Genomic DNA, 10929 nt, shown 5'->3' with positions numbered 1-10929 from the left:
AATCAGGCGAGGCTTTAGGAGAAGCTGCAACTTCTCCAAAAAGCTTGAAAATCATTTCAAAGCCTTTGATTTAGTGTTCTTTTATATCAATAATGGATTCGTTTAATGCCAGCATACTTTTTGAAACACCACCCAGAATTTATTTTGGCTTATACAGCTTTTGGAGGATGACTTTATGAGACTCTTCATGATTGATTTTGTACGTTGGCAGTGCATCTAAGGCTAGAAAGAATAGTTTAGAGGCTTCTGTATTGTCTTGTGTCATTGCGATAGCTTCCTGGAAAAGCACGCTCTGTCTTATTTTTTTTACAGTATAAAAACTGCTCTTAATTCTAGATTCAACCGTTTTTAAATTATTGGGATCAATCTCTATTTTGAAGTCTTTCCAAATAGACAAGACAATACCGCCCAATGCATATTTAAGCTGATTTTCAGCATTTCTCTTTTTTTGAGCTTCTGTCAGTTTTTTATTAGTTTTATTCAGAATGTCCCTTCTATGTTCATTTTCGAGGCGTATACGGTCATCCAAGGCTGCTTTCTCGAGCTTTTGGTAGGACTGTAAAGCTCGATCAAGACGAAAGAATGTTTCCTGATCTTGCTCTTTTTCAAGTAACTGCAAAATTTCGATTTCATTCGCCAAAAGCGGCTGCTTGTTGCTTTGTTTAAGTTGTATTTGGGTTATCAGTCGCTGTCTTTGTTCAAATTGAACTTTTTCCCGATGGACGATTTTTAACAAGCGCAGGTCTTTTTCATCTAATTCATCATATTCTTTACTATGCAGAATGGTGTTGGCTCGTTGCTGGTTTTTTTTGAGAAAATCTAGATTCATTAGAAATTCTTCTAATTCGAATAAATCTTTTGATGAGAGTACTTTCGCTGGTCTTCCACGAGTCGCCATTGCATTCTCCGCAGGTATAAAAAGGGCACAATTTTTATGATTTCAGACATTATATGCTGGCACGGGAAGAATTAAATAAAATGTGGGAACATTTTATTTAATTCTTAAGCTCGTTTCCGTGTTTTTAATTCGATATAATTACTACGCAATTATATCGAATTAAAAACACTACTCCTCGTGCTCCGCAGGCTCTGCGAGGCTGCACGAATTTGAAGGTGGACACATGTTCTACTGCAACCTGGAACACACTGTAAAAACAGCCGTGAAAACCCGCTCCGGCAAAGTGAAAAATGCAGCCACGGCCAAGAACAGGTTCCACTACATCACGCGGACCTCGCATTTCAGACACTACAAAGAAAGCGCAGCGGAACAGATCGAGTTTGTGAAATCCGGCAACATGCCGAGCTTTGCCGAGGGCAAGCCGGCAGAGTTCTGGCAGGCAGCTGATGTTTATGAGCGCAGCAATGGGCGAACCTGTTCGAGCCTGGTGGTGGCCTTTCCCAAAGAACTTACCCAGGCTCAGCGTATTGAACTTGCCGAAGAATTTATAGCAGAGTTTGCCGACCGTTACCGCTATCCCTTCACCTGTGCCATCCACAATCATGCTGGGGCGATTGGAGGTATCGAGCAGCCGCATCTGCATTTCATGTATAGCGAGCGGCATGTGGATGACATCGAGCGGACAGCAGAGCAGTTTTTTAAGCGATACAACCCGAAACAGCCTGAAAAAGGCGGTGCTCAGAAATTGACGGCTGATGTCCTGGGCATGGGGAAAGCTCAGTTGCAGCTGTATCGGCAGAAGACGGAAGAATTGATCAATGCCAGTTTGGCACAGTATGCACCGACCAAAACCGTTGAAATCCGTGGCATTCCGGTTGAAGTTCCAAGCTTTGTCAGCTGCCTTTCCCATCGTGATTACAACAAAAAGCACGGCACGCAGTTAAAAGATGTGCCTGTGATGAACAAAGCGGTGCGTTTTGCACGGAAAAATGAACCAGAATTATTGGCCAAGCAGCAAGAAATGATCGAGGAGATCAAGCGGATTCGTGCTGAAAATAATTATGAGCTGTATCGATCACATTATGAGGCAGAACTGAGTAAACAGAAGCAGTTGGAACAAGAACAGCAGCAAATACAGGAAAGAACTAGAGGCTATGATGGCCCGAGTTTTTGGTAGGTTTATACGTTCAAACCTGAACTTGTACGTTAAAGCGTACAAGTCTACTGTTCTTCATTCTCGTCATCTGTATATTCAAACAGGTCATTCATGTTGCAATCGAAATACTTGCATAACTTATCAGCTACCGATAATTCTATCCGAATAGCCCTGTCGTAATAGAGTGCAGTCAATGTATTTCGATTGATTCCAGTAGCATTGACTACGTCACTGATTTTCAGAATCTTACGCTCGCCCATTAGGGAAGATAACTTGCAGTTAATCATAATATCTTTTAGTAAAAAAAAATAACCTGCTGTAGGTTGTTTTTTGTTGCAATAGTGGAACTGGTTTGGTAAATTATAACCTACAGCAGGTTATAATTTGTCTTTATAGGTAGATTTAACCTCTAATTTGAAATTATACAGGGTGAAGCTACTAAATCAAAGTTTACAGCTTACATCACCCTCATTCATATAGTTGAGGAGAAAGTGAATGTTATATAACCGAGAACTTTGGATCAGTGAACAAACAAGGCTAGTTGGACGTCAATTATTAAGAGAGCTGAATATCCAAAGGGGATACGGGATTGCTGAATTTTTAGCTGTAAACCATTGTTATGACAATCAGGAGGCATTTTTGGTTTGGCTTGATCAGCAGTTGGCGAAGTATCCTGACGGGGTCGAGATTGAGCAAATTAAACAGAATTTTTTTGGACACTTTCCTGAGTCTTACTACAGTCTGTGCTAGCTTATTAATGTGATGATACGTAGGGAGCTTTAGCTCCCTTTTTTCATTTCGGATAAGAGATTTTATGTTAAGTCCTTTGATATATGGGATGATAGTGTAAATATTTTCTGCAGTTTATTTGTGAGCATGTTCGACAAGAAGTTTTTTGATAGTCCAATTGGTTTAAAGCAAATTTTGGCTTATGAACTTTATGTAAATCATGGACTTTATCAAAAGGAAATAGCAAGTTTTTTAGGATGTTCTAATAATACTGTGGCTAATTATGTTAAAAAATTAAATAAATATAAACATTTAAAAGATTTTAACTTGGTTTTAGAGTCTAAGGCTAATGAGGTTGAAAAAGCTTTGGAATATATAAAAAAGCGAGGTGAATTAGATGAAGGATAAAATAGTTTTTATTTAGCTCATGGCATAAGATAGTGAATTTTCAATGGATTAGAATAAATGTACGATCCAAAATTCAAAGTCTTACTGAATTTTCTTAAAGATAATCCTGATCGACTTTCTAGCAGAAGTAAAAGTCTCCATTTAGATTCTGATGAAGGCATAAATGCTTTACATGAATGTTACCTGAGATCTAGAGATCAGAAACTTACTTTATCAAGACCTACAACTATTCCTGATGATGCTGTTAGTGTGATTCTTCAGCAATGTTGTAAGTTTACAAAAGAACAAACTGAGCAAATTAAAATTGAACATCAATTATCTATGTCAGCAGAGAATTTGGTTGGTGCTTTACTGGAACGATATATAGCCCAAGTCCTTGAACCACATGGATGGGTTTGGTGTGCAGGAGATTTTGTTCGAGCGATTGATTTTATTAAATACAATCAGTCAACTAAATTGTGGGAAGCAGTTCAAGTCAAGAATAGAGATAATACTGAAAACTCTTCATCCTCAGCTATTCGTCAGGGAACTACAATTGAAAAATGGTTCAGAACGTATTCCAAACCATCTAAAAAAAGAGTGACCAATACAAATTGGGAGAACTTTCCTGAAGAAGAATTTCGTGATCAGTTAAGTGAAGAAGGATTCTTACAATTTATAAGAGACTATCTAGCTTAATTACTTCTTTTGAAAAGCCTTTTTCCAATCTTTTTCAGTTGTAAACTTATACCGAGAGAAAGGAAAACCCTGTGGTGGCTGTATATTCTTGCCTTGATCATGATTAATAATCGCTTGTGCAATTGCATAACCTAAGTCACCAGGTACTGCATTTCCAATTTGTTTATATTGATCAACTAACTTACCTGCAAATTTCCAATGATCAGGGAATTGTTGAATGCGAGCATATTCAGCCACGCTCAATGGACGATCTTCTTCGGGATGAGCAAGATCAGTTGCTGGCATGGTTGGGCTAGTAACAAGAGTTGGGCTAGGTTTATTCCAGTCTAAACGTCTTAAAAAACCTGTTTTACCACCACCTAAATAATATGATTTTCCCATAGCCTCTTTTTGAAGTTCATCAGGCAGATTTCTCCAATTTTGTCCAGATTTCAATAAGCGATAATACTTCAGCCTCTTCTCAGGAAATACAGCACAAGCCTGATTTTGATCTGGAGTTAGATTACTAATCGCTTCTTTAAGAGTTTTCCATGGTTGAAGACCAAATTCGCCATTTTGACTATGAGTTGGGTTCAAATATGGGACTTTAGAACCATCGGCAGATGCAATAATTACTACACGCTCACGAATTTGAGGTGCTCCATAATTGGCAGAATTATATAGATTGAAAGAAACTCCATATCCTTTAGTTTCTAGAAATTGAACAACGTATTCTAGAGCCGTGCCTTTTGCATCTTTTAGAGAAATCTCATCGTGGTCTGATGGTTTGTAAACAGCTGATAATAGTCCTCGCACATTTTCTATCACTATATAACGAGCTTTTAGATCAGTAGCTAATTGAAGATAGTGAATAAATACGTTACCTCGTTCATCTTCAAATGAACGTCTAGCCCCAGCTGTTGAAAATGCTTGGCATGGTGGTCCGCCTACAACTAAATCGATCTGATCTTTGTCCGATAAACTTAATTCTTTAAGAATATCTTTTGCTGAATAATTTCGAATATCACCTAATAGTGGAACATTTGGCTGATTTAACTTGATTGTTTCCTGACACTTTTTATCAAATTCACAATACATCAAAGGTTTAAAACCAGCCTTTTCTAAGCCAAGATCTAGACCTAAAGCACCACTAAAAAAACTGAGATAGTTCACATAAGAATCCGACAAAAACAATGCTGGGATCATACTAAAGATATAACCCCAGGTCCACTGTTAAATTTCTATCTTTCTTTATTTGATTGAGAAAGAACCGATGCTGCTAGTGTTTTTGTAGTCTCACTATATTTATCACTTTGTAAAACATGAGATGCTTTTGACTCCAAATCAGAACCTGTCTGTTTACTAGATTTGGACTGTGACAGTGCAGACCCTGCTAATTCTTTTTGGATTGCTGAAGATGATGGGTTCTTCAAGATTTTAGATGCTAAGGAGCTAACAGATTTTGATGTTTGCTTGGAATTTTTAGACATAGTAAATACCTGATATAAGAATATTTTTATAATATGAAATGAAAAACAAAATCGATCAATATTTAAACGACAATAACTGTCGCATTGTTGCTATATATCATTTTTTAAAAGCTGAATTCACATAAAGTATTCAAATATTAATTAAAATAGAGGTACTTAAAGTGAGTAAACAAACAATCAATATTTGATCCTAGACAGTATTGTGGACAGTCGGTCCTGCTCAGGGCAATAAAGGCAAAAGTGGCGGTATCCGTGTGATCTATTATTGGGTTACAGAAGATGATCAGATCTTTTTCCTGGTGGCTTATCCAAAGTCTGTGAAAGATAATCTGACAGACAAAGAAACCTCGATTCTACGTCAATTAGTAAAGGAGCAATTTCATGGATAACAACTTATTTGATGACCTGGTTGCTTCAATCAAAGAAGCTGGTGCCATAAAACGCAATGAAATAAAAGCAAGCCGAGTCACAGCGCTTGAATTGCCAGATATTAAAGAAGTACGTGAGAAAACTGGCTTAACCCAGGCAGAGTTTGCTGCACGTTTGCATATCAGCGCGAGAACCCTACAAAACTGGGAACAAGGCCGTCGTTATCCGACTGGTCCTGCAGCGACTTTAATTCGCATTCTGGATGCCCATCCAACTCTGATTTAAAAGTTTAGATAATAAAAAACCCCAGCATCCTGCCGGGGTTTCTCATATTGGGTTGCTAGGTATGACTCCTGTCTTACCTCACGCTCCTGGTGCGATCTTTCTTATTCTTGTTGTTTGGAACATCCTGTTCTCTATGACTTCATCATAGGAAAATTCACCTATCCTGGATAGCCGCAAAGGGCCGAGTTTTATGTGAGCCAAAGCGTACAAAATAGCCTAAATTTTATCCACAGTAATTGGGGATAGTTTCGGATCCTAGAAGCCGATGAAATGGGCGCTGATTGCTAAATTGATCATTTTTTAGCCAATTTTCTTGGCAAAAACTATCAAAATTGCTCATAAAAAAGCCGACTTGTTTCAAAGTCGGCTTTTTTATGTTTTTTAGATTTTTATCATTTAAATAAGTATCTGATATTTATATTAATATACAAGTGTATTGCGTATAACCACCATTATGTTAAATAAGCTGTAAATATTTATATCACTCATCTTTTTTTGATAATTTGTTAAGATTTAAATTTCTTTGGAATCTAATTTTTATATTTTCTGGAAGGTTTAACTGATCAATAGTTTGGTTGCTAGCATTCATATAAGCTTTCAGAGCATCAAAAGGCTTGTTCTCTAACAGCATATGAATAAATTTACTTCGAGTTATTCCCATTACTTTGCATAAATAATCTAGTTTTTGGAGATTCTTTTCAGGCAGTTGAAATGACATCGCAGAGGTCTTCATAGATTTTTCATCAAGATCTTTTGCATGTATGCGACCTAATTCCTCAAAATAATTATTCATTACTGTGTCCTAATTTAGTTGAAAAGCTCTTTTGGGAGTAAAGGTCTAATCCTTCATTTGTATATCCCATACGAAGTAGCATGAATACATCAAAGCCATTGACTCCAATTTTTTGAAGTTCAGAAGCATCTTTTTTTAAATGCTCTATTAAACCTTCAAAATTCATATTATCAGTAGATAAATCACCTTGTTGGTACAGCCCTTTTAAGTACGAGGCATATGCTGCATCCATATAAGATCCAATCAATTCTTGCAGAACTTTACTTTTACTTTTTCCTATTGCTTTTGCTACAACATCAATTAATTCATGTTCGTACTCAGTCAACTTAATAGAAATACCTCTCATTATTTGTGATTCAAGATCGATTCTATTGTTAAGCCCTAAATCTAAAAATTGGCTTAATTCATCGATTGCCATTTTTCTTTTTATTTTATCTTCTTGTGCAATATCTTCTAGATCTTCGTGATTCATATTTTCCTCTTCTGAATTTGTTAACTCATATACCAATCATACCGCAATAAATACCAATAAAATACTTTTTTGTATTTACTTGGTATTTATTGCGGTGTAAAGTAAATCATGTATCAGATCTAGGAGTAAGAAAAATGATTAAAACAACATATAAATTTGATAGCTATAGAGAATTATCTTAAGCGGGAGAGAGTAATAATGAATTATGAGGAATGGCTTATAGAGCTTCAGCGTCAAGATGAAGAGATAAAGCTGCGGAATGAAATCATAAGGGTAGAGAATGAAGTCGATGAAAATCTTCTAGAGAATATTAAAAATTTGATTACAGATATATCTGAAGCAACTGAGCAATCAAATCTATCAATTATTCATAGTAATAATTTAATTTACATACGTTCAAAAGAAGGGCGCTCACCACTTTTAATCATATTGGCAAAATATAGGCTAATAAATGGAAAGAGAGAAGTAATTTTTCGTCTTGAAAAACATAGAACTAAAGAATTAACAGATAAATATTATGGCCACTTAGTTTCTAATACATGGCTAAAGGGCTTTATTAGTAATTGTCATCAGAGAAGTAAAGAGCGTAAAGATGAATTTAAGAATACTTATAAAATAAAGCCTAACCTAGTACCTAAGCCTAATCAATCGATATTATTAATGTGTAAATTATGTGAAGGTGATGGTGGAGCTACAGGTAATTGTCAGAGATGTGGTGGTAATGGTATAGAACCAAACAGTATTTAGAATTAAAAATTAAGTTTCCTAAAATTAACATAATACACCTTATACGAAATGCGTTATAATTATCCTTATAATTCAAAGCTGTAGTTCCTAGTTGATAGCCCACCTTCCCCAAGGTGGGCTTTTTTTATGATTATTCACGTTCCACGCCTAATATTTAACCAATGTTCCACGGGTTTGTTCATCTGAATTAAACAATAATCGTTAATCATAGGGTCTAAAAAACCGACTCCAAAATCCCCTTTTCTCAGGTTCAGGTTCTACATGTTCAGGGATCGGAATCCGTTTAGGTTCGGTAGTAGTCAATCCGTCATGTTTCGTATCATCGGTGCTCGGTTCTGGCTGTACCTGAGCTGCATTCGCTTGCGACTGTTCTTGATCGGTAAACGTAGTCATATTGGCTTTTGGGGCTTCCAGTAAGCGCTGCATCGTTTCAATCTGGTTTTGATAGAACGATTCCCGGTCTTTGGCATCCGAAAGCTGATTTTTCAGCATGTCTATCTGCTGTCTAAGCAGTAAAACTTCTGCCGAACTTGGATTGTCTATTTTTACAGGTTCTTTTACATCCTGTTTTTTAGCAGGCTCCCCAAATACACGGATAGCTTCAGAGAAATCAATTTTGTTATCAGAATTTTTACTTAAAATTCCTTTATTTATATGGTTGTAAATCGTTTGTCTGTTTATGCCGTAAAGCTTGGATAATTCTAAAACTGAAAGGCTTTTCATGGTGTAAAACAATGCCTAATCTTGTAAAAATGTCTTGTCTATTAGACTGTCTAATAGACAAATCGGCAAGTCTATATTCTAGGCAGCCTTGAAGCCTACTTTTTGGAGGTAAGGGTATAGTTCTTTAAATTTCTCTGGGGTTTGGAGCATTTCAGCAATACGTACAGCGAACTGCTGATAGCTTTCTGTGCCCTGGGAGTATTTACTCATTTCAGGAAGCTGCGAAAGTTTGTTGGCAAACAAGTGGCGTTGAGCATCTGTCATGGTTGAGAAAATATCTACCGTATTTGGATCTCGCTTGTTTTCTACCGATTGATTGCTCGTTTTCTTCTGTTTGAATGTGAATGAAAAACCTGAAATGGAACGGCCTTTTTTATGTTGTTCGTATTTAACAGTGATATCTGAAGACTCATTAATCTGGTCGATAGCAATATCTAAGACACGTCTTTTAAATGCTTCCATTCGAGTATATTCATTAACGCCTATACCGAGTTGGTTGCGAAACTTATTTAATTCAAAAATAGGTGTTTTACCTACAGATTTCCATTGCATTAATAACTCATAAAGACGCACAGCATAAACACTTTTGAAATCTGAAGTTTTTTTCAAATGATAGCTAGTAAAATATTGCTCAAAACCATCTATTTTAGTGACATGCTCAATTACCACACGAGTTAAAGTAACTAATATCCTACCTTCACCTTTTCTATAGTTAGCATCTTGGATCCAACGACTTTTTGTTAGGGTGCCATCTTCGTTGGTAATGGTGAATTTTCTTTTAAATAAAGAATCTTCTGCTTCGATTAACGCTAAATATGCTGCATCTGGGGAAACATTAAAGGCTTGTGCATAGCGAGTAGCGTTTAACTCTAATGGTTCATCAGTTGATAACCCTTGTCCTGTTTCACGAGCATCCACAATTGCTAATTGTAATAGGCGAGTTTCAGTTAAGCTAAGTGTCTGTAAAGCTTGTACAAGTTTATTTGATTTTACAACCAAGTCTTTCATGTCATTCTATTTAGCAACTATTTTATTGTGTTGCTATAACAACACAATAAAATCCTGTTGTCAAATACCGAGGAAACGTTGCTATATAACCGAGGAAACGTTGCTATATAACCGAGGAAACGTTGCTATATAACCGAGGAAACGTTGCTATATAACTCCTAAAAGCATTGCTAATAAAGGCTTTCAGCCTGTCTAAAAACATTTAAAAACTTTAAAAATAATTAAAAGCCCAGATCATGAAAAATTGCACTTGGTTTTCGCTACGCTCAAACTCTATTGAATCTCGCTCTCGCTCGATTCCTGGGGCAATTTTTTGGTTAACCTCGTTGTGACTTTAAAGAAAAGCAAAAGCAACTTGGAGTTCGCTTCGCTCATAAAGCTTTTTGCTCGCTACGCTCGGTATAGATTCAATTTTCTGCATGTGATTTTCACTCTTTTAGGCTTCACAGGCTAAAAAAGCAGTTTTTCAGAGAGTCTGGGTTCGAATTTTGTAAGTTCGCTCGTAGACACTCGCTCTATAAAATTAAGTTTCATGGCAAAAAAAATTTTTAAAAATGGTAGTAATTTGAGTTAATCAAAAAAATTTTCAGAAACTAAACAAATGAAATCATGAAAAATTTAAATCCTGTAAGCTCATTTTTTGGATCAAAAATGGAGTTCATTATGAGCTTTTTAACAAAAAATGAGGATCAATATGTCTTGTTAGATTCCAGTATTGATTATTTAAATGCAACAGCATATTTATCGTTAGTATTTTTAAACGGTGAAGAGTTAACACTGAACGGTAGTCATCTTCTAAGTGTTGGGTATACTTTTATCGATTATCTAAAAGACAGTCAAAGCATAAAAATATCAATAAATCCGAGCTCTGAAGAAACGATTCATAAACTACTTCTTCTTTTTGATGAAGTTTGAACCGTACCGGGTTTGTCGGAGACTTTTTATTTAAGTTAGGCCACCTCTGACCTAAAGGTAATCAGAGAGAAGAAGGATCAATGTTTCTGTTTGCATCGTAAACACTCGCTTAAATCGCAAATGAGAGTGGTGGCAGTCCAGAATTTGGTGGTGTTTCAAAAAGTATGCTGGCATTAAACGAATCCATTATTGATATAAAAGAACGCTAAATCAAAGGCTTTGTAATGATTTTCAAGCTTTTTGGAGAAGTTGCAGCTTCTCCTAAAGCCTCGCCTGATC

At 36.2% G+C, this 10929-nt stretch carries 15 protein-coding genes and 3 pseudogenes; 9 read left to right on the top strand and 9 right to left on the bottom strand.

The window, feature by feature from the left end; all coding sequences use genetic code 11:
* Window positions 1-106 (top strand): annotated as a pseudogene (locus FTU71_RS13765) (IS1 family transposase); the annotation flags it as partial.
* Between the two features lie 33 nt (window positions 107-139).
* On the opposite strand, the gene FTU71_RS13760 reads toward FTU71_RS13765, so the two are convergent.
* A complete protein-coding gene (locus tag FTU71_RS13760; RefSeq protein WP_180088708.1) occupies window positions 140-898 on the bottom strand; it encodes a hypothetical protein in 759 nt (252 codons plus the stop codon).
* A 223-nt stretch (window positions 899-1121) separates the two neighbouring features.
* Between FTU71_RS13760 and FTU71_RS13755 the strand changes: the two genes are divergently transcribed.
* Window positions 1122-2075 carry a MobA/MobL family protein gene (locus FTU71_RS13755; protein ID WP_180088706.1) on the top strand — a complete coding sequence of 318 codons (954 nt, stop codon included), beginning with the start codon at window positions 1122-1124 and terminating at the stop codon, window positions 2073-2075.
* A 44-nt stretch (window positions 2076-2119) separates the two neighbouring features.
* Here the strand turns inward: FTU71_RS13755 and FTU71_RS13750 are convergent, their stop codons facing one another.
* A complete protein-coding gene (locus FTU71_RS13750; RefSeq protein ID WP_034590295.1) occupies window positions 2120-2341 on the bottom strand; it encodes a helix-turn-helix transcriptional regulator in 222 nt (73 codons plus the stop codon).
* 208 nt (window positions 2342-2549) lie between these two features.
* Between FTU71_RS13750 and FTU71_RS13745 the strand changes: the two genes are divergently transcribed.
* The 3 genes from FTU71_RS13745 (at window position 2550) to FTU71_RS13735 (ending at window position 3869) form a co-directional block, all read left to right on the top strand.
* On the top strand, window positions 2550-2804 hold the full coding sequence (locus FTU71_RS13745) for a hypothetical protein (protein ID WP_004787794.1): 255 nt from the start codon (window positions 2550-2552) through the stop codon (window positions 2802-2804).
* Window positions 2805-2924: 120 nt separating this feature from the next.
* Window positions 2925-3191, top strand: a complete 267-nt coding sequence (locus FTU71_RS13740; protein ID WP_180088704.1) for a helix-turn-helix domain-containing protein — start codon at window positions 2925-2927, stop codon at window positions 3189-3191.
* 57 nt (window positions 3192-3248) lie between these two features.
* Window positions 3249-3869 (top strand): SinI family restriction endonuclease, encoded by a 621-nt coding sequence (locus FTU71_RS13735; RefSeq protein ID WP_218945651.1) that lies wholly within the window; start codon window positions 3249-3251, stop codon window positions 3867-3869.
* On the opposite strand, the gene FTU71_RS13730 is transcribed toward FTU71_RS13735, so the two are convergent.
* Window positions 3870-5021, bottom strand: a complete 1152-nt coding sequence (locus FTU71_RS13730; protein ID WP_180088702.1) for a DNA cytosine methyltransferase — start codon at window positions 5019-5021, stop codon at window positions 3870-3872. It abuts the gene before it with no gap.
* A 68-nt stretch (window positions 5022-5089) separates the two neighbouring features.
* Complete coding sequence (locus FTU71_RS13725) at window positions 5090-5338, bottom strand: hypothetical protein (protein WP_180088700.1); 249 nt, start codon at window positions 5336-5338, stop codon at window positions 5090-5092.
* Window positions 5339-5556: 218 nt separating this feature from the next.
* Between FTU71_RS13725 and FTU71_RS13720 the strand changes: the two are divergent.
* Together FTU71_RS13720 and nadS are read left to right on the top strand one after the other, a co-directional pair.
* Window positions 5557-5727, top strand: a pseudogene (locus tag FTU71_RS13720) (type II toxin-antitoxin system RelE/ParE family toxin); the annotation flags it as partial.
* Window positions 5720-5992: a NadS family protein gene (gene nadS / locus FTU71_RS13715; protein WP_005108769.1), complete on the top strand. Its 273-nt coding sequence runs from the start codon at window positions 5720-5722 to the stop codon at window positions 5990-5992. The pseudogene FTU71_RS13720 and the gene nadS, both read left to right, overlap by 8 nt.
* A gap of 481 nt (window positions 5993-6473) precedes the next feature.
* Here the strand turns inward: nadS and FTU71_RS13710 are convergent, their stop codons facing one another.
* Both FTU71_RS13710 and FTU71_RS13705 read right to left on the bottom strand, forming a co-directional pair.
* Window positions 6474-6785: a hypothetical protein gene (locus tag FTU71_RS13710; protein WP_180112102.1), complete on the bottom strand. Its 312-nt coding sequence runs from the start codon at window positions 6783-6785 to the stop codon at window positions 6474-6476.
* Entirely contained in the window at window positions 6778-7257 is a 480-nt protein-coding gene (locus FTU71_RS13705; protein WP_180076563.1) for a hypothetical protein, read from the bottom strand. The genes FTU71_RS13710 and FTU71_RS13705 overlap by 8 nt, the downstream gene beginning before the upstream one ends.
* Window positions 7258-7455: 198 nt before the next feature.
* Between FTU71_RS13705 and FTU71_RS13700 the strand changes: the two genes are divergently transcribed.
* The gene (locus FTU71_RS13700) at window positions 7456-8004 is read left to right on the top strand and encodes a hypothetical protein (RefSeq protein WP_180112101.1); all 549 of its coding nucleotides are present in this window, start codon (window positions 7456-7458) and stop codon (window positions 8002-8004) included.
* A gap of 201 nt (window positions 8005-8205) precedes the next feature.
* Here FTU71_RS13700 and FTU71_RS13695 read toward each other — a convergent pair whose 3' ends face one another.
* Window positions 8206-8727: a plasmid replication DNA-binding protein gene (locus FTU71_RS13695; protein ID WP_180088714.1), complete on the bottom strand. Its 522-nt coding sequence runs from the start codon at window positions 8725-8727 to the stop codon at window positions 8206-8208.
* 78 nt (window positions 8728-8805) lie between these two features.
* The gene (gene repM, locus FTU71_RS13690; protein WP_180112100.1) at window positions 8806-9735 is read right to left on the bottom strand and encodes a replication initiation protein RepM; all 930 of its coding nucleotides are present in this window, start codon (window positions 9733-9735) and stop codon (window positions 8806-8808) included.
* Window positions 9736-10398: 663 nt separating this feature from the next.
* On the opposite strand from repM, the gene FTU71_RS13685 reads away from it, so the two are divergent.
* Complete coding sequence (locus tag FTU71_RS13685; protein WP_180088710.1) at window positions 10399-10650, top strand: hypothetical protein; 252 nt, start codon at window positions 10399-10401, stop codon at window positions 10648-10650.
* Window positions 10651-10823: 173 nt separating this feature from the next.
* Here FTU71_RS13685 and FTU71_RS13680 read toward each other — a convergent pair.
* Window positions 10824-10929, bottom strand: a pseudogene (locus tag FTU71_RS13680) (IS1 family transposase); the annotation flags it as partial.

It is taken from the genome of Acinetobacter sp. YH12136 (assembly GCF_013418545.1).
GTDB lineage: Bacteria > Pseudomonadota > Gammaproteobacteria > Pseudomonadales > Moraxellaceae > Acinetobacter > Acinetobacter towneri.
Note: the sequence above shows the minus strand (reverse complement) of the source record. Positions and strands in the feature narration are given on the sequence as shown.